Here is a 24,120-nt window from a genome sequence, read left to right as displayed (position 1 = left end):
GCTCCCGCGCTCACCGCCCCACCAGCCGCAGCGCCTGCAGCGGGCACAGCGTCACCGCGTCCGCAGCGGCGGCGCGTTCGTCCGGCCGCACCGGCACGTCGCGGGTGCCGCCGCCGTCCCGCGCGACCGGGTAGCCCCACTCGTCGCGCGCCAGCCGCTCGGCGAACAGCTCGGTGCACAGGCCGCGTCCCCGACAGCGGGTCCAGTCGACGTGCAGCGCGACGGGACCAGCGGCGGTGGCACCGCCCGGCGCGCCGCTCACGGTCGTCCCCCGACCAGGCACGTGCCCCGCAGGTGCGCCTGCACGTCGTCGTGGAACACGTCGAGCGCGCTCCGCACCATCCGTGCGACGCCGTCCGGGTGGTGGCAGGCCCCGCGTCCGTCGACGAGGCCAGCGATCCGCCGGACCTCGCCGGCCAGGTCGCCCGCCCGGTGCCCGGAGGCAAGGTCGGCGACCACCTCGGCGATCCGCGGCAACCCGTTCACGCACGGCCCGCAGCGCCCGGCGGACGCTCCGGCGAGCGCCGCGGCGAGTCCCGCGGTGACCCCGACCGGGCAGGTCCGGTCGTCGAGCACGGCCAGCACGCCGGCCCCGGGCGCCGCACCCCACGGTGCCAGTCCGTCGACGTCGAAGGGCGCGTCGAGCGCCGCGGCCGGCACCCAGGTGCCGCCCCACCCGCCGACCAGCACGGCTCGCGTCCGTCCCGGATCGGCCGCCGGGAGCCGGGAGGCGCCCAGCAGCTGCCCGAGCGGCGCACCCCCGGCGGTCTCCAGCACCACGGCACCGGGCGGGTCCGTCACGTCGCTGACGGTCACGAGGCGGGTGCCGGGAGCGCTCGCGCTGCCCACGCTCCGCGCCCACGCCGCCCCGTACCGTGCGACGAGCGCCGCCTGCGCGAGCGTCTCGACGTTCGACACCAGGGTCGGTCGTCCGCCCGGTCCACGCTCGGCCAGCCGGACGGTGCGGTCCTCCGGCAGACCTCGGCCACCGGCGACGGCGGAGGCGAGCGCCGTGGCCTGCCCGGCGACGAAGGTGCTGTGCGGCAGGGCGCGGACCGCGATCGTGACCGGGTCGGTGCCGGACCGGGCGTCGGTGCGTTCGGCCAGGGCCTGCCGGACCCGGTCGGCGAGCCGCTCGCTCGTGGCGACCACGGCCTCGGTCGCACCGATCGCCAGCGCCGCGACCACGATGCCGTCGAGCACCAGGTGCGGTGCTCGTCCGAGCAGGACGGCGTCCTTGCGGCTGGCGGGTTCGCCCTCGGCGCCGTTCGCGATGACGATCGGGGCACCGCGGCTGCCGCGCCGGGTCCGGCCCGCCACGGCGTCGAGCTTGCGGGCGAGCGGGAACCCGGCTCCGCCGCGGCCGTCGACCCCGGCGAGACCGATCTCGTCGATGATCCCGGGTCCCACGTGCGGGAGCGTCCCGTGCGTGCGGTGGTGGGTGTCGAGGCCGGGGCCGGGGGCGGCGAGGAGGCGTTGCGTGCCGGTCGGTGGCGGGACGGTGAGCGGGTGGGTCAGGGTCATCGGAGGGCCTCCCTCGGGGTCGGACGGAACGCGGTGACGCCAGCGGTGCAGCGCCAGGCGACGGCACCGAGGACGGCGGCGGCGCAGACCCCGGCGATCACCAGGAACCAGGCCGACGTGCCGTCGGTCCCGGTACCGATCGCGTGCGCCATCGCGATCGGCCACATGGCGTAGGCGGCCCAGTGCACGGCGCGGAACACGCGTGGTCCGATCACCCGGCGGAGCATCCCCGTGACGACGAGCACCACGAGCAGGTCCACCGCCAGGGTGCCGAGCCCGAGCCAGAACCAGCGGTACGCACCGGCGAACGGCACGAGGGCGTCGAGCAGGCGGAGTTCCGCCTCGGTGTCGAGCAGCAGCGTCACCACGTGCACGCCCACGAACACGGTGGATGCCAGGGCGACGTCCCGGTGCACGAGCTGCACGCCGAACCGTGGCAGGCCGGGGAGCGGTCGTCCGCCGCGGGTCACGATGCCGAGCAGGACCGTCAGGGTCAGGAGCACGACGGCGGCGACGCCCGTGCCGCGGCCGACCACCCAGAGCGCGGTGTCCATCAGGCGGCGTCCGCCCCGTCGACGCTGAGGGAACCGTCGGCAGCCTGGTCCTCCGGCCAGCCGCCGAGCCGCAGCACCGACCCGTCGGCCGCGACGAGTCGGGCCGCGCGGCCGCTCTGCCGGAGCCACTCCACGGCGCCGTGCCCCCGGACCACCGCGGCGGTCGTCATCGTGTTGGCGGTGGTGCACGAGGGGGCGACGACCGTCACTGACCGCCACACCGGGTCGGCGGGCAGGCCCCACCGCGGGTCGAGGATGTGGTGCCGCGCGGTCCCGTCCTGCTCCCAGCGGCGCTTCTGCGTGCTCGAGGTCGCGACGGACCACCCGGAAGCGATGCGGACGTGGTCGACGGGGTCGTCCGCCTGGTCCTGCACGCGCACCTGCCAGCCGCCGGAGGGGTCCGGGCCGGCCGTGGCGACGTCCCCACCGAGCGAGACGAGGGCGCCGACGCCGAGCCGCGCGGTGATGCTCGCGGCAGCCATGTCCGCCGCGGCGGCCTTCGCCGTGGCACCGAGGTCGAGCGTGACGCCCTCGGGGACCCGCAGGAACGTGCCGGAGAGCAGGATCCGCTGCCAGGCGGGTCGACCGTCGAGCGCTCGGGCGACGGTGTCGGGCGACGGGACCGGGGGCGCGTCGGCGAACGCGGCGTCGTACCCGAGGGACGCCATCCGCCGGCCGAGCGTCGGGTCGACGTCCCCGTCCGACAGTCGCGCGGCGTCGACGGCCTGGTGCACGAGGGTCGCCAGCAGCGGCGAGACCTCGGTGCCGCGCACCAGGTCGTCGGCGCGGGCGAGGAGCTCGGAGTCGTCGCGGAACCGACTGCACGCGGCGTCGACGGCGGCCGTGACCTCGCGGACGCACGACTCGGCGGCGGCGAGGTGGCGGCGGTCGCGGTGGTCCAGGACGACCCGGGCGGTGGTGGTCCAGAGGTCCCACTCGGCGGCGGCGCGCACGGTCAGGAACCCGTCGTCGTCGTGTCCGACGACCCACCGGTGGTGCCCTGCGAGACCCCGGTGTCGGTCGACGTGTCGGTCGACGACGACGAGGACGAGGACCCGGAGTCGGTGGCGGCATCACTCGACGTCCCGGTACCCGAACCGGAATCCGTCGTCGTGCTCGTGGTCGTGGACGTGTCGGTCGTCGTCGTGCCGGCCTGCTCGTGCCCGAACCACAGCCCGGCGCCCGTGACCGTCGCGACCGCGAGTCCGCCCAGGCTCACGAGCGCACTCGTGATCCGTGCGGACCGCCTGCCGGTGCCTCTGGTGTCCATCGGTCCTCCTCGTCGTCATGACGAGGTTCCCGAGGCCACCGATGAGCGAGCCGCCAGCCGGCCCCACTCCGACCCCACGAACCCTGTGGTCCGCCTAAGAGCGGGCCGCGGGGTCAGCGGTCCGGGTCAGTGGCCGAGGCCACCGAGCAGGCTCGCGAAGTCCGCGGTCGCGGGGAGCGCGTCGGCTTCCTGCGGGGCCCGACGGGAGGCCCGGATCGCCCAGGCCAGGTCGACTCCGGCCCGACGGATGCGTCCGTCCAGGGCCGCGGCGTCACCGTCGCTCCCCCAGTCGTCGGTCGCGGCGAAGACACCGGTCGGCACCACCGCTGCGCGGAGGTACGCGAACACCGGGCGCAGGGCGTGGTCGATGGCGAGCGAGTGCCGCGAGGTCCCGCCGGTGGCGCCGAGGAGGACGGGCAGGTCGGCGAGCGAGTCCTTGTCGAGGATGTCCAGGAACGACTTCGCGAGACCGCTCACGCCGGCCGTGAAGATCGGCGTGACGAAGACGACCGCGTCGGCCTCGACCACGGCGGCCATGGCGGTGGACAGCGCGGGCGCGGCGAACCCGGTGAGCATCGCGTCGGTGATCTCGTGGGCGAGCGGCCGGAGCTCGACGTGCAGGACGTGTGCTGGCGTGCCCGCGGCGACCAGCGCGGCCACGGCGGCCTCTCCCAGGCGGTCGGCGAGCAGGCGGGTGGAGCTGGGCTCGGAGAGTCCGGCGGAGACGACGGCGATGGTGGTCATGGTGGTTCCCGACTTTCGATGCGTTTGCATGAACATCGTACCGAACCGTTCGACACGCGCAACCATTCCCGCAGAACGGAGAACGCCCCGGTCCTCTCGAGGAGGACCGGGGCGTTCGGTCAAGCCGTGGGGCGTCGACTAGCGGCGCAGGCCGAGGCGCTCGATGAGCGCACGGTAGCGGGCGATGTCGACGTCGGAGAGGTAACCGAGGAGACGGCGACGCTGACCGACCATGAGCAGCAGACCACGACGCGAGTGGTGGTCGTGCTTGTGCTCCTTGAGGTGCTCGTTCAGGTCGTTGATACGACGCGTCAGAACGGCGACCTGGACCTCGGGGGAACCGGTGTCGCCCGGGTGGGTCGCGTACTCTTCGATGATCTCCTGCTTGACCTTCGCGTCAAGTGCCATGCGTAGATCCCCTTTCAGTCCGTTGCGCGGTGCCCGTGCCTGATGCACGAGCGCTCTTTGTCCGCGGCCGTTCGACGGCAACCGCGCAAGACTAGCAGAGTCCTAGACCGTCCTGGCGCGCAGGCGACGACGACGCGGCGCGGGCAGCAGGCTGCGGACGAGCCCGACGAGCGTCGCGCCGAGCAGTCCGCCGAGGCCGTTCGACAGCACGTCGCGGGGGTCGGCGACGCGGTAGGGCAGGTAGGTGGCCTGCGCGAACTCGATGCCGGTCGACAGGGCGACCGCGACCAGGGCCCCGAGGATCCACCAGCGCCGTGGCAACCAGAGCGCGGCGAGCATGCCGACCGGCACGAACATCGCGATGTTGGCGAGGAACTCGGTGCGCTCGTACGTGAACCAGGCACCGTGCGGCAGCTGCTGGACCCAGGCGATCGCGTGCAGCACGAACGAGTTCTGTGCCGATGTGAACACCTGCGGGGTCAGCGTCATCCGCCAGATCACCCAGGCGTACGCCGCGGTCACGGCGAGGAGGAGGAGTCGACGGAACATCCCGGTATTGTGCAACACCGCCCTGCGCGGTCGCTGGAGCACTCCTGGCAGAGGCCGTCGGCGGACCTGGACGAACGCCCCCGTGGCCTGGTCAGGACTCCCCCGCACCTGTCAGCATGGGGAGCGAACAGGGAGGACCGCCGGATGCCGGAGGACCAGGGGATGCGCAGGTCGGCGCACCGGCAGTGGCTGTGGATCGCGGCCGCGGTCGTCGCCGTCGCCGCGGTGGTCACGACGCTCGTCGTGGTCGTGCCGCACGGCAGCGGGCCGGATGCCGACCCGCCGAAGAGCGGACGTGACGTCGTGACGCGGAAGACCGCGGAGCAGGCGTTCCCCGGCGGACTCGCGCACCAGCCGTCGGCGGTGAACCAGCCGGGCATCCGCGAGCGCCAGGCACGAGCCGCCGGACACGACGACACCGCGGCGCAGATCGCCCGCATCGCCGACCAGCCGATCGCGACCTGGCTCACGAACTCCTCGCGGTCCGAGACGCGCGCGACCATCCGCGCGGTCGTCCGGAACGCCGAGCAGCAGCGGGCCACCCCGGAGTTCGTGCTGTACACCGTGCCGGACCGCGACTGTGGCAGCTACTCGAAGGGCGGCACCGCCGACGACGCGTACCTGCCGTGGGTCCGGTCCGCCGTGCGGGCGATGGCCGGGTCCGGGGCCGTCGTGCTCGTCGAGCCGGACGCGATCGCGCAGATCCAGAACTGCCAGCGCCTGCGCGACTCCCGGCTCCCCCTGCTCCGGAAGGCCGTGGACGCGCTGACCGGGCACGGGCTGACGGTGTACCTCGACGGCGGCAACGAGAACCGCGTCCCGACCGCGACGATGGCCGACTGGCTGCGGCAGGCGGGTGTCGATCAGGTGCAGGGCTTCTTCACGAACGTGTCGAACTTCTACCGCGTCGACCAGGAACGCGCCTACGCCGACGAGCTCGCCGACGCGATCGGTGGTGATCCGCACTTCGTCATCGACGTCTCCCGCAACGGGCAGGGCTGGCGCGGGACCTGGTGCAACCCCGAGGGCGCGGGGCTCGGCCAGGCCCCGCACGTCACCGGTGGATCGAGCCGACTCGACGCCCTGCTGTGGGTCAAGACGCCGGGACTCAGCGACGGCACGTGCAACGGCGGACCGGCCGCCGGGCAGTGGTGGGAGTCCTACGCGCTCGGTCTGGTCGAGAACCGCAAGCGCGACTGACCCGTGGCCGGGGTGTCGGTGCCCGGTGGTTGCATGAGCGCATGACCCCGACCGACAGCCGGCGCTCCGTCGTCCCGCCCTACCTGCTCCACGCCGTGGCCCAGGCGGCTGAGTTCCCCCGCGCGGCATCGGCCGCGCGCACCGCACTGGCGTCGCTCGAGCTCGTGCAGAGCCCGAAGCACCAGCACCTGGTCGCCCCGCGCGGCGTCAGTGTCGGCGTCGACGGCAGCGGCACGGTCGACCGGTCGCCCCGGCGCACGATCGCCGACGCCCGCGGCACGACGACCCTGCCCGGCACGGTCGTCCGGAACGAGGGCGACCTCGAGACCGGTGACGCGGCCGTCGACGAGGCGTACGCCGGACTCGGTGCGACCCACGCCTTCTGGCTCGACGTCTTCGGTCGGGTGTCGATCGACGGCGCCGGGCTCCCCCTCGACGCCACGGTCCACTTCGGGCAGGACTACGACAACGCCTACTGGGACGGCAGCCGGATGGTGTTCGGTGACGGCGACGACGAGGTCTTCCGGCGGTTCACGATCGCCCTCGACGTCATCGGTCACGAGCTGGCGCACGGCGTCACGCAGTACACGGCCGACCTCACCTACCAGGGGCAGTCCGGGGCGCTGAACGAGTCCGTCAGCGACGTGTTCGGCTCCCTCGTGGCCCAGTACGCGGCAGGGCAGACCGCCGAACAAGCGAGCTGGCTCATCGGCGAGGGGCTCTTCACCGATGCCGTCCACGGCGACGCCCTGCGGTCGATGCGGGCACCCGGTACCGCCTACGACGACCCGGTGCTCGGCAAGGACCCGCAGCCCGCGACGATGGCCGACTTCGTCGTGACGACCGACGACGCCGGCGGGGTGCACACCAACTCCGGCATCCCGAACCACGCGTTCTTCCTGGCGGCGACGGCGATCGGCGGGTACGCCTGGCAGGGTGCCGGTGCCGTGTGGTGGGACGCCCTGACCTCGGACGCCGTCACCGCCTCGATCGACTTCGCCGGGTTCGCCGCCGTCACGATCGACGCCGCCGCCACCCGGTTCGGCGACGGGGCAGCGGAGCACGCCGCCGTGCAGGGCGCCTGGCGGACAGTGGGCGTGCTCGCCTGAGCACGCCACCGGCGCGTACGGTCGGGAGCATGCGCATCGAGGTCCGTCGTTCCGGGGGCTTCGCCGGCACCACGCGGCGCTGGCGGGTCGACACCGACACGAGCGGTGACCCCGCGGCGTGGTCCGAGGTCCTCGACGCGCTCCCCCGCACCGCCGCGACGCCGTCGCCGTCCGGGCCACCGGTCCCCGACGACTTCACGTGGACGATCACCGTCGAGCGCACGACCGTGACGTTCCCGGGCCGACGCCTGGACGGACCGTGGGCCGACCTCGTCGCGCGCGTCCGATCTGCAGGCGACCCGTCCTGAGCCAGCAGGCACAGGACGGGCTCGCCACGGGCCTCCCGGCTCAGGCCACGTCGATGACCGTCAGGCGACGTCGATGACCGTCAGGCGCCGTGTCGGGCGGGTCATCGCGACGTAGACCGCGGCGGCGGGGCGCGCGGCGTCGCCCCCGACACGGTCGGGGTCGACGAGCAGCACGCCGTCGAACTCGAGGCCCTTGGCGTCGGCCCCGGTGAGCACCGTGAGCGACCCGGCGTGCGGCGCGGCGAGCCCGCGCACGTCGGCCTCCGTGCGGGCGAGGCGCTGCCGGACGGCGTCGACCTCGGACTCGGGGACGATCACGCCGATGGTGCCGGCACCGATCCGCGACCGTTCGGCGTCGGCGACCGACACGACGGTGTCGAGCAGGTCGGCGCGGGCGACGCGGACGCGCTCGACGGGGTCGCCGTCGCGCACGGCCTCGTTCCGGGTGACGGTGAGGCCGGCACCGTCGGCGAAGACGCCGGCGGCCTCGACGATCGACCGCGGGGTGCGGTAGTTCACGGTGAGCTGTTCGATGCGGTGGTCGAGCGGCACGAGCGGCGCCCGGCCACGGCGACGACGGGCCAGCGCGCCGAGCACGTCGTCCCAGGTGCGCGCGGCCCCCGGCGAGGAGCCCTGCGCCATGTCGCCCACGATCGTGAAGGACCGCAGCGGGTTGCGGCGGGCGAGCACGCGCCACTGCATCGGCGACAGCTCCTGCGCCTCGTCGACCACGATGTGCCCGTAGGTCCACTCGCGGTCGTCGGCCGCGCGTTCGGCCGTCGACCGGGGGTCGCCGCCCTCGGCGAACGAGCCGGCCACCTGTTCGGCGGTGACGATGCCCTCGACACCCATGTTCTCGATCGCCTGGCGGGCGTTCTCGATGTCACGGTTGCGGCTGGCCTTCGCCGCGCGCTTGGCGGCGCCGCCGGTCGGGTCGAACGGGCCGAGCAGTTCGGCGGCCTCGTCGAGCAGGGGGACGTCCTCGACCGTCCACGCCGCACCACGGGCCCGGTGCAGCAGGGCGCGGCGCTCCGGGGTCCAGTCGGGGGTCAGCGACGCGAGCCAGTTCGGGCGGGCGTACAGGTCCTCGAGGAACTTCTCCGGCGGCAGCGGCAACCACGCGGTGTTGAGCAGCACCCGGGCGTCGTACGAGCTCCGGATGTCCTCGCGCAGGACCTTCTCGTCGGCCTCGTCGACCGTCGTCCCACGCTCGCGCAGCTGGTCGGCGAGCAGCCGGGTCATCGCGTCGAGCGCGAGCTTGTTGAACGTCACGCGCGCGGCGTTGTGGGGCTTGCCGCGGTCCTGTGCGCGCTTCATCGCGTCGGCCACGAGCTGCGGCGGCACGACGAGCCGCTCGCCCTCGACGTCGAGCGTCACCGACTCGGTCGGCACCACCTGACGGGAGCGCACCGCGCGGCGCAGGAGTGCGGCCGTCTGCGCGGAGCCCTTCACGGCGGCGACGTCGCGGGCGTCGTGCGTCGTCGCGTGCACACCCGGGTAGAGCGACCCGAGCGAGGCCATCACGACGCCGGTCTCGCCGAGCGACGGCAGGACCTGTTCGATGTACGTCAGGAACGCCGGCGACGGACCGACCATCAGGACCCCGGAGCCCCGCAGCCGCTCGCGGTACGAGTACAGCAGGTACGCGGCACGGTGCAGCGCCACGGCGGTCTTGCCGGTGCCGGGGCCGCCCTGCACGATCAGGACGCCCTCGAGCGGGGAGCGGATGATCCGGTCCTGCTCGCCCTGGATCGTGGCGACGATGTCGGTCATCCGGCCGGTGCGTTCCGCGGTCACCGCGGCGAGCAGCGCCCCCTCGCCCTGCAGGTGGGTGCGTTCGTCGTCGTAGAGCGCGGCGTCGAACACCTCGTCCTCGACACCGACGACCCGACGGCCCTCGAGTGACAGGTGGCGGCGCGAGCGCATCCCCATCGGGTGCGCCGCGGTGGCCTGGTAGAAGGCGCTGGCACCGGGCACGCGCCAGTCGAGCAGCAGCGGGCGGTGGTCGGCGTCGCGGAGCCCCACGCGGCCGATGTACCGGAAGGCGTCCTCGGCGCTGTCGGGTTCGGAGACCTCGAGCCGTCCGAAGACCAGACGGTCCCCCACACGCTCGAGCGTCGCCACGGTGTCTTCGTAGAGCCGGGCGTACGCATCGCGCTCGCTGCGGCTCTGGTGGTTCCCGCCGACCGCCTGACGACGGGTCTCGGCGAGACGCTGTTCGGCCTCGGCGGTCAGCTCGTCGAGACGGCGGAAGAGGCCGTCCACGTAGCCGCGCTCGCGGTCGATCTCGGTCGGTTCGGACACACGCAACCCTTCGGGAAGAGGGGAATCCAGTGTACTGCCCGCTGGAGCCCCGCAGTTCCCGAAGGGTCGTCGCTCACATCTCTTCGTGCGTGTCCGGGTCGGCGTCCCAGAGCCGGCCGCGCTCGAGGCCGGAGATGGCCTGCACCTCGGCGTCGGTCAGCTCGAAGCCGAACACGTCGAGGTTCTCGCGCTGCCGGGTGGCGTCGGCCGACTTCGGCACCGGCACGGCGCCGAGCTGGACGTGCCACCGCAGCACGACCTGGCCGGGGGTCACACCGTGGGCCGCTGCGGCGTCGGTGATCGGCTGCTCGGTGAGGAGCTCCGAGCGGACCGCGAGCGGGCTCCAGCTCTCGGTGACGATGCCGAGCTCCTGGTGCACCTTCCGCAGTGCCGCCTGCGGGAAGTACGGGTGCAGCTCGACCTGGTTCACCGCCGGTGCGACGCCGGTCGCGTCGATGATGCGACGCAGGTGCTCCGGCGTGAAGTTCGAGACGCCGATCGAGCGGACCTTGCCGCTGTCGCGCAGGTCGACGAAGGCCTTCCAGGTGTCGACGAACCTGTCCACCGACGGGTTCGGCCAGTGGATCAGGTACAGGTCGACGTGGTCGAGCCCGAGGTTGCCCAGGGTCTCGTCGATCGAGCGGTGCGCCTCGTCGTAGCCGTGGTGCCGGCCGGGGAGCTTCGACGTGACGACGAGGTCCTCGCGCGCCACCTCGGACTCGCGGACGGCGCGACCGACGGCGTCCTCGTTGCCGTAGTTCAGTGCGGTGTCGAGCAGCCGGTAGCCGCTCGCGATCGCGGTGCCGACCGCGGCCGCACCCTCGTCGCCGTTCAGCCCGTAGGTGCCGAGGCCGAGCTCCGGGAACCGGTGGCCGTCGTTCAGCTCGATGGTCGGGGCACCGACCTGCATCAGCGCACCCCGAGCAGGTCGATCACGAAGATCAGGGTCTTGCCGGACAGGAAGTGGCCGCCACCGGCGGGACCGTAGGCGAGCTCCGGCGGGACGACGAGCTTGCGGCGACCGCCGACCTTCATGCCGGGGATGCCCTCCTGCCAACCGCGCACGAGCGCCGCGAGCGGGAAGTCGATGGGCTCACCGCGGTTCCACGAGCTGTCGAACTCCTCGCCGGTCTCGTACTCGACGCCGGCGTAGTGCACCTTCACGGTCGACCCGGCGCTCGCGACGTCGCCGTCACCCTCGACGATGTCGGTGACGACGAGATCGGTGGGGGCCGGGCCCTCGGGCGCGTCGAACTCGGGCTTGCTGTTGAGGTCAGTCATGCGATCCAGTCAACCAGAGCGCGGCAACGGCAGACGCAACGACCGTCCAGGCCGCAGAATGGTTCCACCGTGACACGACCCACTCCCGCACCGCCGCACCGCCGCCTGCTCGCCGACCTCACCCCGCTCCGCCGATCCCCCGCCTTCGCCCGGCTCTGGGCGGGCACCGCCATCGCCGGGATCGGCACGCAGATGACCACGGTGGCGGTCGGGCTCGAGGTGTACGAGATCACGCACTCCACCTTCGCGGTGGCGCTCGTGGGGGTCATCGCCCTGCTGCCGATGGTGGTCGCGGGCCTGTACGGCGGCATGCTCGCCGACGCCTTCGACCGCCGCACGGTCGCGCTCGTGTCGTCGATCATCGCTTGGGTCGCCGTCGCCCTGATCGCCACCCACTCGTGGCTCGGGCTGCACAGCGTCGCCCTGCTCTACGTCCTGGCGACCGTGAACGCCGTCGCCGCGACCGTGAGCAACGCCTCGCGCTCGGCGATCGTCCCGCGACTGGTCGGCACGGACCTGCTGCCCGCGGCGAGCGCCCTGGGCGGGATCGCCTCGGGCTTCCAGGTCACGGTGGGTCCGGCGGTCGCCGGTGTGCTGATCGCGAGCGTCGGGTTCGCGCCGACCTACACGATCGACGTCGTCCTGTTCACGTTCGCGTTCCTCGGGGTGTTCACGCTGCCGCGCATGGCCGCCGACCACGGTGCGCTCCGCCCGGGGCTCAGCTCGCTCATCGAGGGTGCGAAGTTCCTGCGGCGGTCGCGCAACATCACCATGACGTTCGTGCTCGACATCGTCGCGATGACGTTCGGGCAGCCCCGCGTCCTGTTCCCCGCGATCGGGGCGCTGGTGATCGGCGGCGGATCGATCACCGTCGGCACGCTCACGGCCGCGTACGCGATCGGTGCGCTGCTGTCGAGCGTCTTCTCCGGCCCGCTCGGGCACGTGCGCCGCCAGGGCGAGGCCGTCGGCTGGGCCATCACGGCGTACGGCGGCGCGATCGCCGCGTTCGGTGTGGTCATCGCGCTGGCGCACGTGCTCGGCGGGCGCTCAGGCGAAGCGTTCGGTGTCGAGATCCTGCCGGCGCTCGGGCTCGCGGCGCTGTTCCTGGCGATGGCCGGCGGTGCGGACAACGTCAGCTCGGTGTTCCGGAACACGATCCTGCAGGCGGCGTCGCCGGACGGCATGCGCGGGCGGCTGCAGGGCATCTTCATCGTGGTCGTCACCGGAGGCCCTCGGCTCGGTGACCTCTACGCGGGTCTGGTCGTCGCGGCCGGCATCGCGTACCCGCCGATCATCGGCGGGGTGCTCATCGTCGCGCTCGTCGCGCTGCTCCTCCGCCTGGTCCCGTCGTTCCGCCGCTACGACGCCCTGCACCCCCACGCCAACTGACGCCCGAGATTCGGGCTCGCTGCGCCGAGACTCGGCCCCAGCGACGGTCCTCGGGCCGGGGAGCGCGTGATCTGTCGTTCAGCCCGAGACTCGACAGCGGCCGCCGGACGCGACCAAGGGCCGGACGGGAGGCCCGTGGCGGGGCCGCCACGGGCCTCCCGTCCGCCACGTGTCGGGTACCGTACAACGCATGCCGGACAGCGCATCGCGCGATCTCCAGCGGACGGGAGTCCGCGCCGTCGTCCGGCGCACCTACCACTCGGTCATCCGGCACCGCGTCGTCGACGCGGCCGCGTCGCTGACGTTCTTCGCGCTGCTGACCGTGTTCCCGACGGCGCTGACGGTGGTGTCCGCGCTGTCGATCGTGGACCGCGAGGGCGACAGCCTGTCCGACATCATCGGCGTACTCGGGTTCATCCTGCGACCGGAGACGGCGGAGCACCTCGAGACCCCGCTGCGGCAGCTGCTGACCCTCGACAACCCGTGGCTCGGCTTCGCGATCGGTGTCGTGCTGACGCTGTGGTCGCTGTCCGGGTACGCGACGGCGTTCGGGCGCGCCATGAACACCTCGTACGAGGTCGAGGAGGGGCGGCGGATCTGGAAGTTCCGCAGCATGATGCTGCTCGTCACGCTGCTCGTGATGGTGGGCGGGGCGATCGCGATCGTCATCCTGCTCGGCACCCCGACGATCTCGGCGGCGATCGTCGCGTCGTTCGGTTGGGCGCCGTGGATCGACGACGTGTGGAACGTCGTGAAGTGGCCCGTGCTCGCCGCCGACCTGGTCGTGATGGTCGCGGTCCTGTACTACGCGACCCCGAACGTGAAGACGCCGCAGCTGCGGTGGGTGTCCGCCGGTGCCGCGTTCGCCATCGTCACCTGGGCGCTCGCGACCCTCGGCTTCGCCGTCTACGTCGAGACGATCGGCGGCGGCAACCGTGCGTACGGGTGGCTCGGCGGCGGGATCCTGCTGCTCGTCTACCTGTACATCTCGAACTTCGTGCTCGTGGTCGGCGGCGAACTCGACTCCGAGGTGATCCGGATGCGGCAGCTCCTGGCCGGCATCGAGGCCGACGAGTCGATCCGGTTGCCGCTGCGCGACGTGACGCGGAACTTCACGCTGGCCCGCTGGCGCGACGCCGACATCGCGGCTGCTCGGCACGTCCGGAGCGTCGCGGCGCAGGTCGCTGCCGACGAGGACGTCGAGCCGACCCCGGCGCAGGAGCACCTGCGCGACGTCGCGCAGCAGGTGCGCGTCGGCGAGGCACCGATGCCGTGAGGCGGTTGCGCCGCCCGTGCTCGCGCGTCAGCGCTCACGCGCCGCTTGGTCCAGCATCTCCTCGGTGACCACCGGGATCGCGCCGGTCGCGAGCTCGATGCCGGACAGCCGCGCCGGGCTCAGCACACGCTGCACCTGGTCCTCGTCCATCAGGCCGGCCGCGACGACGAGCGTCGAGATCGGCGTCGACGTCGTCAGTGCCGTGTGCGCGATCGACGCCGCCGCCGCGTAGCCGATGTACGGGGTGAGCGCCGTGACCACCCCGACGTTCGTGTCGACCTGCGCCGCGAGCTTCGCCTCGTTCGCCTCGATGCCGGTCACGCAGTGCTCGCGCAACGTGGCACAGCCCCGCGACATCCACTGCAGCGACTGGAGGATCGAGTGCGCGATGATCGGCTCGAACGCGTTGAGCTGCAGCTGGCCACCCTCGGCTGCCATCGTCACCGTGGTGTCGGCGCCGACCACGGCGAACGCGATCTGGTTCACGACCTCGGGGATCACCGGGTTCACCTTGCCCGGCATGATCGACGAGCCCGCCTGGCGCGCCGGCAGGGTGATCTCGCCGAGCCCCGCCTGCGGCCCCGACGCGAGCAGCCGCAGGTCGTTGCAGATCTTCGAGAGCTTCGCGGCACTGCGCTTCACCGTGCCGGACAGCGTCATGAAGGCGCCGGCGTCGCTCGTCGCCTCGATCAGGTCCGGCGCCGTCACGACGTCGATGCCGCTGGCGTCCTGCAGCTGCCGGCGGACCTCGTCGCGGTAGAGCGGGTCCGCGGTGATCCCGGTGCCGATCGCCGTCGCGCCGAGGTTCATCTCGGCCAACAGCGGCAGGACCTTGCGGAGCAGGTCGGCGTCCTCCTGGATGGTGTGCGAGAACCCGGTGAACTCCTGCCCGAGGGTCATCGGCACGGCGTCCTGCAGCTGTGTCCTGCCGACCTTGAGCACGTCGGCGAAGGCGTTCCCCCGCTCGGCGAACGCCGCGGAGAGCTGCTCGAGCTGCTCGATGAGCCGCCGGGCGGAGAAGATCATCGCGATCTTGATGCTCGTCGGGTACGTGTCGTTCGTCGACTGGCTGCGGTTCACGTGGTCGATCGGGTGCAGGTACCCGTAGTCGCCCCGCTCGCGGCCGAGGAGCTCGAGGGCCCGGTTCGCCAGGACCTCGTTCGTGTTCATATTCGTGCTCGTGCCGGCGCCGCCCTGCACGACGTCGACGACGAACTGCTCGCGCAGGGCACCGTCACGCACCTCCTGCGCAGCACGGTCGATGGCGTCGGCGCGCTCCTCGTCGAGGACCCCGATCGCCCGGTTCGCCCGCGCCGCCGCCTGCTTCACCGTGGCGAGGGCCTCGATGAGGTCCGGGTACACCGAGATCGGCACCGACGTGATCGGGAAGTTCTCCAGCGCGCGCAGGGTGTTGATGCCCCAGTAGGCGTCGATCGGGACCTCGCGCGACCCCAGCGAGTCGCTCTCGGTACGGGTCTGCGCCCCTGCGGGGGCCTGTGCTGCTTCGTTGCCGGTCACACGTCGAGGCTAGCCCAGTCCGTCCGGCCGGTCCGGGACGAGCTCGGGGTGTGTGCGGGCCCGCGCCGGAGCGCGCACATGGTGAGCAGGAACGGTCGGGTCGCCGGAAGGCACCCGACCATTGCTGCTCACGATGCGCGCGTCGCGCGCGCCCCGCGTCAGTGGAACTGGGGCACGATGAGGTAGATGCCGTACAGGACGACGGCGCCGCAGACCGCGTAGCAGAGGATCGCGAGCGCCCGGAAGGCACGCACCGCGGTCGTCGCTCCGGCGGGGTTCGGGAACCCGGCGGTCGCCGGACCGATCGTGCCGTCGTCCTTCACGGTGAACTTGCCGGCGCGGGTGTCCGCGGCGCTCCAGAAGCGGAGGCCGACCGAGTAGACGGCGACGACGAAGCAGGACGAGACCACGGCGACGAGCGCCACGGTGAGGAATGCAAACCAGTCGATGCCCATCAGCGACGGCCTCCCTTGCGTGCGGCCATGCGGCGGAGCGTGCGCTCGCGGCTCAGTGCGGCGCGACGGTCGGCGACGGCGTCCGCACGCTTCTTGCGCTGCAGGTCGCGCAGTTCCTTGCGGGTGTACACGGCGTTCGCGGCGACGTCGACCTCGATGGCCGATGCCTGCTCGTGCGGCTTCCGGAGCGACCACAGGTACAGGCCGAGGATCACGGCGGCACCGACGACCGCGTCGATGACGAGCCCGACGACGCCGAGGCGTGCGATGCCCGACGCCACGGCGCCCACGGCTGCGGCGGCGGGCAGGGTGATGAACCAGGCGATCACGATCTTGCCGGCGGTGGACCACTGGATCTTCGAGCCGCGGCGGCCGAGCCCGGCACCGATGATCGAGCCTGAGGACACCTGCGTGGTCGAGAGCGCGAAGCCGAGGTGGCTGGACGCCAGGATGGTCGCGGCGGTCGACGCCTCGGCAGCGAAGCCCTGGGTCGCACGGATCTCGGTGATGCCGGACCCGAGGGTGCGGATGATGCGCCACCCGCCCGTGTAGGTACCGAGGGCGATCGCCAGGGCACAGGCCACGACGACCCAGAACTGCACGCCCTGGTTCGACGACTGCGCCCCCGAGGCGATCAGCGTCAGCGTGATGACACCCATCGTCTTCTGGGCGTCGTTCGTGCCGTGCGCGAGCGACACCATCGACGAGGTGAAGACCTGCCCGACGCGGAAGCCACCGCGCTCGTTCGGGAACACCGGGCGCTTCGTGATCCGGTACGCGATGCGCGTCGACAGGAACGACACGAGCGACGCGATCACCGGGGACGCGAAGGCGGGGATGATCACCACCGTCAGCAGCGCGACGTAGTTCACGGACTGGAACCCGGCGCCGACGATCGCGGCTCCGATCAGTCCGCCGAACAGCGCGTGCGACGACGACGAGGGCAGCCCGCGGAGCCACGTGATCATGTTCCACACGACCGCTCCGATGAGCCCCGCGAAGATCATCTCCGGTGAGATCGCGACGCCGCCCGGGCCCTCGTTGATGAGGCCGTGCGAGATCGAGGTCGCCACCGCGGTGCTGAGGAACGCACCGACGAGGTTGAGCACCGCGGCGACCGTGACCGCGACCTTGGGCTTCATGGCCCCGGTCGCGATCGGAGTCGCCATCGCGTTGGCGGTGTCGTGAAAACCGTTTGTGAAGTCGAAGAAGAGGGCCAACGCGATGACCAGGACGACTATGAGTGTGATGTCCACCGCGGGCCAGTGTTCCCCATCGACGGCCTCCGGAGCAAACCTGATCGGCAACCCGTTGTTCACCGGAGCTTCAGACTCGTTCAGATTCGGAACCATGCCGATGCGAGAATGAGTCCCATGGACACCGTCGAGCTCCTCATCCTGTTGGTCGGATCGCTCGCGGTGACCGGGTTCGCACGGGCGAAGGGACTCCCCGCTCCCCTGCTCGTGACGGCGGTCGCGCTCGCAGCGTCGTTCCTGCCGGGGCTCCCCGCGATGGAGATCGACTCCGAGGTGATCCTGACGGTGATCCTGCCGCCGCTGCTCTACTCGGCGGCCCTCGACGTGTCGTGGCAGAGCTTCCGCACGTCGATCAAGCAGATCCGGCGTCTCGGCATCTTCCTGGTCATCGTCACGGCACTCGTGGTCGGCGCGGTGGCGTACTTCCTCATCCCGGACATGACCCTGCCGGCGGCGATCCTGCTCGGTGCGATCGTGGCCCCGCCGGACGCCGTGTCGGCCGCCGCGATCGGCCGCAAGCTCGGGCTCCCCCGCCGGGTGATGACGGTGCTGTCCGGCGAGAGCCTGATCAACGACGCCGCGTCCCTGACCCTGGTGCGCGTGTTCACGCTGATCATCGCGGGCACGTCACTGACGATCTGGCAGGACCTCGGCATCTTCGGCCTGGCGATCGGCGTCGGGCTCGCCGTCGGCATCGTGCTCGGCGTCGTCGTGCACTGGATCCGGATGCGTCTCAACGACCCCGTGGTCGAGACGATCATGAGCATCCTGCTGCCCTTCGTCGCGTACATCCTGGCCGAGGACCTCTCCGGCTCCGGCGTCATCGCGGTCGTCACGGCCGGCCTGTACATCGGCTACAACTCGCCGAAGGAGGGCTACGCCACCCGGCTGCAGGAGCGCCCGCTGTGGACCAGCATCGACGTCATCCTCGAGGGCTTCGTCTTCGCCCTGATCGGTCTGCAGCTGAACACGGTGGTGCAGGACCTGGTCGAGAGCGAGCGGAGCCTCGGACAGACCCTCACCGCCGCGGCCGTGGTGCTCGGCGTCGTGATCCTGGTGCGGCCCCTCTTCATCTTCGAGTCGTACGTGCGCAACCGCTTCAACGGGCGGTGGCTCCGTCCACTGCGCATCAAACTGTCCCGCGGGCACCCGTCCCTGCGGTGGATGCGCGGGACGGCCGAACCGAAGCTCAACTGGCGCGAGCTGACCGTGATCTCGTGGACCGGCATGCGCGGCGTGGTGACGCTCGCCGCCGCGGTGTCGGTGGTCGCGAGCCCGACGCAGATCCCCGCACAGGACACGATCTTCATCATCGCGTTCTTCGTCACCGTCGGCACCCTGCTGCTGCAGGGCCTGACCCTGCCGTTCGTCATCCGCGCCCTCAAGGTGCAGGACCCGGCCGAGGGCGAGGAGGACGTCCGCAGCGAGATGCGCCTGAACCAGCGCACGACCGAGGCGGCGATCGAGCTGCTCGAGAAGCGCCGCCCGGACTGGTCGAAGCAGTACGGCGCCGTCGCCGTCGACTCCGTGGTGAACCGGCTGAAGGCCCGGCTCGAGCGGCAGGTCGAGACCTTCCGCCAGGACGCGCTCGAGGAAGAGGACGAGGAGCGGAACGCCCCGATGCGGCTGCGCGGCTCGCAGATCCAGGACATCCGGCGTGAGCTGCTCGACCGCCGACGCGAGATCGTGCTCGAGGAGCGCGAGAAGGGCAACCTCGACGAGGAGGTCATGCGCCGCGTGCTCGTGACCCTCGACGCCGAAGAGCTCGCGATGGACTCGGCGCAGGCCTCACGCAGCCGCTCCTGAGGGCCCCGGCGTATCCTGGCGCTCCGTTACGAGAACAGGAGCACAGCGCGAACGTGAGCACGCCGCGGAACGACGTCCCCAGGAACGACGACACCCCGGAACGTCCCGGAGCGTCCCGACCGACGTCGGCACCGAAGCCACGCAGCACCCGGCCCTCGGCCCGCGGGACCAAGCCCCGTCGCGGTGCGAAGGTCGCCGGGTCATCCCGCCCGGCCCCGCGTCGTCAGGCGCCCGTCCCGGAGCCGCAGCAGCACGGCGCCTACCGCCGCTGGTACGCCACCCTGCACCCGTCGCTCCAGCTCATCGGCCTGCAGCTCTGGATGCCGCTCTTCTTCATCGTCGGCTTCTGCCTCTGCTACGTCTTCGCCTTCCACGCACCGCACCCGCACGACGTGCCGATCGCACTGGTCGGCAGCGACCCGACGCTCGTCGCCGCCGTGCAGAAGGCGTTGCCGGGCGAGTTCGTCTTCCACACGTACGACTCGTTGGCCGCGGCGAAGCGTGACGTCCTCGCCGGCTCGATGGCGGTCGCGTACGACCCCGCGACGAACGAGTTCTTCAAGGCGAGCGCACACCAGTTCCAGGTGGCGAGCCTCGTCCCGGCGACGCTGACCGCGGTCCTGACCGGCATCGGGGTCGCGAGTCCGACGGTCACCGAGCTCGCTCCCCTGCCCGCGTGGGACGAGTACGGCACCGTGCCGATGTACGTCATGCTCGCCTGGTGCATCGGCGGCTACATGGTCGCGATGTTCATCGGGATCATGGGCGGTCCGCTCCGGCACCGCACCCGCATGGCCGTCATCGTCGTCGGTGGCCTCGTCATCTCCCTCATCACGAACACGCTCGCCGGACCGGTGGTCGGTGCGATCCACGGGCACTGGATCCAGCTCGTGCTCATCGCGTGGGGGTGGATCGTCGCGATCGGGCTCGCCGTCAACGGGCTGAGCTACTTCGTGGGCCGGTTCATCGCCGCCCCCGCCATGATCTGCTTCGTGTTCCTGTCGATGCCGTCGTCCGGGGGCGCGTACCCGAAGTGGTTCATGCCGGAGCCGTTCGCCTGGCTCAACAACGTCGTCGTCGGGTCGAGCATGGTCGACATGATCAAGCACCAGATCTACGGCGTCGGCCCGGGTCCGGCGCGCGGCCTGATCACGATGGGTTGCTACGCCGCGGCCGGCCTGGTGCTCATGTACTTCGGCAAGAAGTGGTGGGAGCGGCGCCGCATCCGCGCCATCGTCACCGGCCGGACCACGATGTTCCAGGACGCCAACACCGCGAACCGCGAGTTCCTCGGCAAGGAGCGCGACGCCGAGCTCGAGCGCCACGGCCTCGAGTCGACCGAGACGGGCACCCTGAGCGTCCTGAGCGACGACGACTGGGAGGACGCCCGCGTCGGCGGCGACGTCTTCACGGGCGGTCGCGACGGCCTCGAGACCGAGACCACCCCCACCGGCCGCATCCCGGTGCAGCGGCCTGGGTCCACGCGGGCCGGTACCGGCGCGTCGCGGAGCCTGCGGAGCGACGTGACGGCCGAGCACGTGGGGGGAGGCGCGGGGACCGGACCACGCACCCGTCCCGTCCCACGCACCGAGGGTTCCAGAGCCCCGGTCCGGTCCGAGACGTCGGCTCGCGTCGAGGCCACGGACGAGCAGCCGCACGGCCGGCACGCCGACCGGTGAGCCACGGCGGCCGGGTATCCTGGGTCGCATGAACCCCCGCATCACCTGGCACCGCGTCCTCGTCACCGTCGTCGTCGTGCTCCTCGTGCTGACGGTCGGCTTCTACGTCGCGAGCATCGTGCTCGCCCCCGCCGACGGCCGGAACACCGCCGGGCTCTTCGTCGGTTGGGCGATGTTCGCCATGGTCGGCGCGATCGTGTTCGGGATCATCGACTTCTTCGTCCGGCCCCTCGGTGGTCGGAGCGGCGACGCCGAGGTCATCGCCGCTGCCGAAGAGGCACGCACCGGCAGCACCCGCACCCAGCAGCAGACCCGCTGACGCGGACTACGCGGGTGTCTCGACGCCCGTCCCGGTGAAGCCCGCGACCGTCGCGTCGTCGTCGGCGAACGTGAAGCGTGCACGCACCGAACCCCCACGCAGCACCCTCGGCAGCCAGTACTTCGCGTCGTCCCACATCGCCCCGTAGGGGACGTCGGCGACGGGGATCCACCGCGGTTCGAGCTCGTCGGAGCCCGACGGGCTGCCCTGCCATCGGCGGCACACGAAGACGTCCGAGACCTGGGACCAGGACGGTCGGTACGGGAACCGGTAGTCCAACGTGCCACGGGCCTCCAGGTCGACCGCGTCGAGCCGCAGGCCGACCTCTTCACGCACCTCGCGCACGGCGGTCTCGACCGCCGTCTCGCCGGGCTCGCGCTTGCCGCCGGGGCCGACCAGTCGGCCCGTGCCGAGGCCGCGGCGCTTCTCGCCCAGCAGCACCTCGGGGCCGTCCGCACCGTCGCGGAGCAGGTAGACGACGACCACCCGGGGGTGCTGGGACTTGCTCTCGTCGCGCGGGGTCACCCGTCCAGTCTGGCCGAAGATGTGTCGTACGCTCTTCCCATGGCAGGCGTGCTGCGGGGGCACCGTGGCTGAGCCCCGCAGGACCGGGCGCAGCCTCGAAGTGCTGCGCGCCGAGGCGGCCGAGGAGATCTCGATGCTCGTCGAGCACCGGAGCCGACAGGGCGAGGACCCGTGGGAGTTCATGCCCACGCTCCCCACGGTGGACGAGCAGGTCGTGCTGATCCTCCGGGCCGACGCGGTCGATCTGGACGAGGCGATCGGCAAGCGGAACGCGCAGTGGTCGAGCCACCCGGCGTCCGGGCAGGGCACCAGGCTGGGCGAGGAGTACCACCGGTTGCGCCGGATCGCGCTGCAGCACCCCGAGCTGACGCCAGCGGTGTGGAAGCTGCTGGGCGCGCTGCCCGAAGCGGGCTGAGCTGCGGTTGGATGGGTGCATGACCGAAACCGTGCTCGCGATCCTCAACCAGCCCTCCCGCGACGCCGCGCCGCACGACCCCGCAGCGGACGCCTTCACCTGGGCGAAGCCGCTCGAGGAGCACCTGCAGGTCCAGGACCTCGGCATCACCCGGGGCGACGGCGTGTTCGAGACCATCACGGTGGTCGACGGTCGCCCCCAGGCGCTCGAGGCGCACCTGGCCCGGTTCGGCCGCTCCGCTGCGATGCTCGACCTGCCCGCGCCGGACCCCGACGCGTGGCGGCAGGCGATCGAGGCCGTCTGCGCCCGGCTCGACCCGGTCCGCGAGGCCTTCGCGAAGACCGTCCTGACCCGTGGTGTCGAGGGCACCGACCGCCCCACCGGGTGGGTGTACGCCGCGCCGTCCGTCGACTCCACCGCGGCGCGCACCGAGGGCATCTCCGTCGTGGTCCTGGACCGCGGGTACCGGCACGACGTCGAGCGCACCTCGCCGTGGCTGCTGCAGGGCGCGAAGACGCTCTCGTACGCCGTCAACATGGCCGCCCTGCGCGAGGCCGCCCGCCGCGGGGCCGACGACGCCCTGTTCGTGTCGAGCGACGGCTACGTGCTCGAGGGCACGCGCGCCAACCTGATCATGAAGGTCGGCGAGCGGCTCGTGACGCCGCGCACCGACATCGGGATCCTCGCCGGCACCACGCAGGCCGACGTCTTCCGCTTCGCCGAGCAGGCCGGCATCGAGACCGCCTACGAGCTCGTCACCCTCGCCGACCTGCAGGCCGCCGACGCGCTCTGGCTCGTGTCGAGCGTCCGTCAGGCGGCGCCGATCCGCTCGGTGAACGGCGACACCCGGGCGATCGACGCGGACCTGACGGACCGCATCAACGAGTTCCTGCTGGCGCGCGAGGTCTGACCCGGCCGGGTCCGCCGACCGTCACCACCCAGCGCCCCGGCGCCACGGACGGGAGGCCCGGATCGCGACGTCCGGGCACGTCGCGATCCGCGCCTCCCGGCTCTCCCCCGCTACCAGCGCGGGGTGGTGACGCCGACGCCGTCCGCCCACTCGAAGACGGGCTCACCGTCGATCCAGACGCGCGTCGCGCGACTGGTCGCGTCCAGCGGGTCACCGTCCCAGAGCACGAGGTCGGCGTCGTAGCCCACGGCCAGTCGACCGACACGGTCCCCGAAGCCGAGGAACTCGGCCGGGTTGACGGTGAGCGCCTCGAGCGCGGTCTGTGCGGGCAGGCCCTCCTTCACGGCGGCCGTCGCCTGGTCGACGAGCATGCCGATCGGCACGACCGGGGCATCGGTGGTGATCGCGACCCGGACGCCGGCGGCAGCGATCGTGGCGAGGTTCGGGATGCCGCGGTCCCGGAGTTCCACCTTCGAACGGCTCGTGAAGAGCGGGCCGTAGATGACCGGGATGTCCTTCTCGGCGAGCAGGCTCGCGATCTTGTGTGCCTCGGTGCCGTGGTTCACCACGAGGCGGTACCCGAACTCCTCGGACAGCCGGATCGCGGTGGCGATGTCGTCGTGGCGGTGCGTGTGCTGGTCCCAGACGAGCTCGCCGTCGAGGACCCGGACCAGGGCCTCCTTGGACAGGTCCCGCGCGAACGGCTCCCCCTTGGCCGCGGCGGCGTCGCGGGCGGCACGGTAGTTCTCGGCCTCGACGAAGGCGTCACGGATGATCTTCGCGACGCCCAGGCGCGTCGACGGCGTCTGGCCCTTGCCGCCGTACACGCGCTTCGGGTTCTCGCCGAGGGCGCTCTTGATGCTCACCGAGTCCGAGATGAGCTGCTCGTCGACGGTCCGGCCGCCCCAGGTCTTGATGGCGACGGTCTGGCCGCCGATCGGGTTGCCCGAGCCGGGCTTCACGACGATGCTCGTGATGCCGCCGGCGAGCGCATCGCGGAAGCCCTCGTCGTCGATGTCGATCGCGTCGATCGCACGGACCCCGGCCATGTTGGGGCCGGTCATCTCGTTCGTGTCGTTGCCGGCCTCGCCGTTCGCCTCCTCGTGGATGCCGACGTGGCCGTGCGACTCGACGAACCCGGGGACCAGCCACGCTCCGGCGGCGTCCACGACCGCGATCCCCGGGGGCGGCGTGACGTCCGGGCCGATCGCCGTGATGCGGCCGTCCTCGACGACGACCGCGCCGCCGTCGAAGGCGGGGGCGGAGACGGGGACGACGTGGGCACCGGTGATCGCGAAGGAGTTGCGCATGCCACCAACGC

The 24,120-nt window shown here is 72.1% G+C and carries 26 protein-coding genes; 10 read left to right on the top strand and 16 right to left on the bottom strand.

Translation table 11 applies throughout. From position 1 onward, the window contains the following. Window positions 1–10 precede the first annotated feature (10 nt). The 8 genes from KZI27_RS07585 to KZI27_RS07550 form a co-directional block, all read right to left on the bottom strand. Window positions 11–262 carry a ferredoxin gene (locus KZI27_RS07585; protein ID WP_261784171.1) on the bottom strand — a complete coding sequence of 84 codons (252 nt, stop codon included), beginning with the start codon at window positions 260–262 and terminating at the stop codon, window positions 11–13. Next, the gene (locus KZI27_RS07580) at window positions 259–1,524 is read right to left on the bottom strand and encodes an NADH-ubiquinone oxidoreductase-F iron-sulfur binding region domain-containing protein (protein WP_222660325.1); all 1,266 of its coding nucleotides are present in this window, start codon (window positions 1,522–1,524) and stop codon (window positions 259–261) included. The genes KZI27_RS07585 and KZI27_RS07580 overlap by 4 nt, the downstream gene beginning before the upstream one ends. Then, the gene (locus KZI27_RS07575; protein WP_222660323.1) at window positions 1,521–2,078 is read right to left on the bottom strand and encodes a ferric reductase-like transmembrane domain-containing protein; all 558 of its coding nucleotides are present in this window, start codon (window positions 2,076–2,078) and stop codon (window positions 1,521–1,523) included. Before KZI27_RS07575 ends, KZI27_RS07580 begins: the two co-directional genes overlap by 4 nt. Then, a complete protein-coding gene (locus tag KZI27_RS07570) occupies window positions 2,078–3,031 on the bottom strand; it encodes an FAD:protein FMN transferase (RefSeq protein WP_222660321.1) in 954 nt (317 codons plus the stop codon). The genes KZI27_RS07575 and KZI27_RS07570 overlap by 1 nt, the downstream gene beginning before the upstream one ends. A 2-nt stretch (window positions 3,032–3,033) precedes the next feature. Beyond that, window positions 3,034–3,348, bottom strand: coding sequence for a hypothetical protein (locus KZI27_RS07565; RefSeq protein ID WP_222660319.1), 315 nt, complete (start codon window positions 3,346–3,348; stop codon window positions 3,034–3,036). Window positions 3,349–3,474: 126 nt separating this feature from the next. Further along, window positions 3,475–4,092: a CE1759 family FMN reductase gene (locus KZI27_RS07560; RefSeq protein ID WP_222660317.1), complete on the bottom strand. Its 618-nt coding sequence runs from the start codon at window positions 4,090–4,092 to the stop codon at window positions 3,475–3,477. A 138-nt stretch (window positions 4,093–4,230) separates the two neighbouring features. Beyond that, a complete protein-coding gene (gene rpsO, locus KZI27_RS07555; RefSeq protein ID WP_070416523.1) occupies window positions 4,231–4,500 on the bottom strand; it encodes a 30S ribosomal protein S15 in 270 nt (89 codons plus the stop codon). A 102-nt stretch (window positions 4,501–4,602) separates the two neighbouring features. Next, window positions 4,603–5,049: a VanZ family protein gene (locus KZI27_RS07550; protein ID WP_222660315.1), complete on the bottom strand. Its 447-nt coding sequence runs from the start codon at window positions 5,047–5,049 to the stop codon at window positions 4,603–4,605. Window positions 5,050–5,193: 144 nt separating this feature from the next. Here KZI27_RS07550 and KZI27_RS07545 point away from each other — a divergent pair, with 144 nt between their 5' ends. Genes KZI27_RS07545 through KZI27_RS07535 form a run of 3 tightly spaced genes read left to right on the top strand, consistent with a single transcriptional unit; the run spans window position 5,194 to window position 7,666 of the window. Then, window positions 5,194–6,249 carry a glycoside hydrolase family 6 protein gene (locus KZI27_RS07545; RefSeq protein WP_222660313.1) on the top strand — a complete coding sequence of 352 codons (1,056 nt, stop codon included), beginning with the start codon at window positions 5,194–5,196 and terminating at the stop codon, window positions 6,247–6,249. 41 nt (window positions 6,250–6,290) lie between these two features. Next, entirely contained in the window at window positions 6,291–7,358 is a 1,068-nt protein-coding gene (locus KZI27_RS07540; protein ID WP_222660311.1) for a M4 family metallopeptidase, read from the top strand. Window positions 7,359–7,387: 29 nt separating this feature from the next. Further along, window positions 7,388–7,666 (top strand): protealysin inhibitor emfourin, encoded by a 279-nt coding sequence (locus tag KZI27_RS07535; RefSeq protein WP_222660309.1) that lies wholly within the window; start codon window positions 7,388–7,390, stop codon window positions 7,664–7,666. Between the two features lie 60 nt (window positions 7,667–7,726). Here KZI27_RS07535 and KZI27_RS07530 read toward each other — a convergent pair whose 3' ends face one another. The 3 genes from KZI27_RS07530 to KZI27_RS07520 all read right to left on the bottom strand — a co-directional run bounded on the left by KZI27_RS07530 (window position 7,727) and on the right by KZI27_RS07520 (window position 11,251). Continuing rightward, a complete protein-coding gene (locus KZI27_RS07530) occupies window positions 7,727–9,970 on the bottom strand; it encodes a HelD family protein (protein ID WP_261784169.1) in 2,244 nt (747 codons plus the stop codon). 73 nt (window positions 9,971–10,043) lie between these two features. Next, the gene (locus KZI27_RS07525) at window positions 10,044–10,880 is read right to left on the bottom strand and encodes an aldo/keto reductase (protein WP_222660306.1); all 837 of its coding nucleotides are present in this window, start codon (window positions 10,878–10,880) and stop codon (window positions 10,044–10,046) included. Continuing rightward, window positions 10,880–11,251 (bottom strand): FKBP-type peptidyl-prolyl cis-trans isomerase, encoded by a 372-nt coding sequence (locus tag KZI27_RS07520; protein ID WP_123313509.1) that lies wholly within the window; start codon window positions 11,249–11,251, stop codon window positions 10,880–10,882. Before KZI27_RS07520 ends, KZI27_RS07525 begins: the two co-directional genes overlap by 1 nt. A gap of 69 nt (window positions 11,252–11,320) precedes the next feature. Between KZI27_RS07520 and KZI27_RS07515 the strand changes: the two genes are divergently transcribed. Beyond that, the gene (locus KZI27_RS07515) at window positions 11,321–12,640 is read left to right on the top strand and encodes an MFS transporter (RefSeq protein ID WP_222660304.1); all 1,320 of its coding nucleotides are present in this window, start codon (window positions 11,321–11,323) and stop codon (window positions 12,638–12,640) included. 190 nt (window positions 12,641–12,830) lie between these two features. Continuing rightward, window positions 12,831–13,916, top strand: coding sequence for a YihY/virulence factor BrkB family protein (locus KZI27_RS07510; protein WP_222660302.1), 1,086 nt, complete (start codon window positions 12,831–12,833; stop codon window positions 13,914–13,916). Between the two features lie 27 nt (window positions 13,917–13,943). On the opposite strand, the gene KZI27_RS07505 is transcribed toward KZI27_RS07510, so the two are convergent. From KZI27_RS07505 to KZI27_RS07495, 3 genes are all read right to left on the bottom strand, one after another. After that, complete coding sequence (locus KZI27_RS07505) at window positions 13,944–15,434, bottom strand: aspartate ammonia-lyase (RefSeq protein ID WP_123313506.1); 1,491 nt, start codon at window positions 15,432–15,434, stop codon at window positions 13,944–13,946. Window positions 15,435–15,592: 158 nt separating this feature from the next. Beyond that, entirely contained in the window at window positions 15,593–15,889 is a 297-nt protein-coding gene (locus KZI27_RS07500; protein ID WP_111084565.1) for a hypothetical protein, read from the bottom strand. Next, a complete protein-coding gene (locus tag KZI27_RS07495; protein ID WP_222660301.1) occupies window positions 15,889–17,145 on the bottom strand; it encodes an inorganic phosphate transporter in 1,257 nt (418 codons plus the stop codon). The genes KZI27_RS07500 and KZI27_RS07495 overlap by 1 nt, the downstream gene beginning before the upstream one ends. A gap of 117 nt (window positions 17,146–17,262) precedes the next feature. Between KZI27_RS07495 and KZI27_RS07490 the strand changes: the two genes are divergently transcribed. The 3 genes from KZI27_RS07490 to KZI27_RS07480 are packed head-to-tail and all read left to right on the top strand — an operon-like array spanning window position 17,263 to window position 20,949. Further along, complete coding sequence (locus KZI27_RS07490; protein WP_123313503.1) at window positions 17,263–18,951, top strand: cation:proton antiporter; 1,689 nt, start codon at window positions 17,263–17,265, stop codon at window positions 18,949–18,951. Window positions 18,952–19,004: 53 nt separating this feature from the next. Beyond that, entirely contained in the window at window positions 19,005–20,630 is a 1,626-nt protein-coding gene (locus KZI27_RS07485) for an ABC transporter permease (RefSeq protein WP_222660299.1), read from the top strand. A 28-nt stretch (window positions 20,631–20,658) separates the two neighbouring features. Further along, entirely contained in the window at window positions 20,659–20,949 is a 291-nt protein-coding gene (locus KZI27_RS07480) for a hypothetical protein (RefSeq protein ID WP_222660297.1), read from the top strand. Between the two features lie 6 nt (window positions 20,950–20,955). Here the strand turns inward: KZI27_RS07480 and KZI27_RS07475 are convergent, their stop codons facing one another. After that, a complete protein-coding gene (locus tag KZI27_RS07475; protein ID WP_222660295.1) occupies window positions 20,956–21,474 on the bottom strand; it encodes an 8-oxo-dGTP diphosphatase in 519 nt (172 codons plus the stop codon). 64 nt (window positions 21,475–21,538) lie between these two features. On the opposite strand from KZI27_RS07475, the gene KZI27_RS07470 reads away from it, so the two are divergent. Together KZI27_RS07470 and KZI27_RS07465 are read left to right on the top strand one after the other, a co-directional pair. Beyond that, window positions 21,539–21,889 carry a tryptophan synthase subunit alpha gene (locus KZI27_RS07470; protein WP_410004025.1) on the top strand — a complete coding sequence of 117 codons (351 nt, stop codon included), beginning with the start codon at window positions 21,539–21,541 and terminating at the stop codon, window positions 21,887–21,889. Between the two features lie 19 nt (window positions 21,890–21,908). Beyond that, the gene (locus KZI27_RS07465; protein ID WP_222660293.1) at window positions 21,909–22,799 is read left to right on the top strand and encodes an aminodeoxychorismate lyase; all 891 of its coding nucleotides are present in this window, start codon (window positions 21,909–21,911) and stop codon (window positions 22,797–22,799) included. A gap of 110 nt (window positions 22,800–22,909) precedes the next feature. Here KZI27_RS07465 and KZI27_RS07460 read toward each other — a convergent pair whose 3' ends face one another. Then, window positions 22,910–24,109: an amidohydrolase gene (locus KZI27_RS07460; protein ID WP_222660292.1), complete on the bottom strand. Its 1,200-nt coding sequence runs from the start codon at window positions 24,107–24,109 to the stop codon at window positions 22,910–22,912. Window positions 24,110–24,120: the final 11 nt, after the last annotated feature.

This window comes from Curtobacterium sp. TC1 (assembly GCF_019844075.1).
Classification (GTDB): domain Bacteria; phylum Actinomycetota; class Actinomycetes; order Actinomycetales; family Microbacteriaceae; genus Curtobacterium.
The sequence above is the reverse complement of the archived record's forward strand: the minus strand, read 5'-3'. Positions and strand labels throughout refer to the sequence as shown.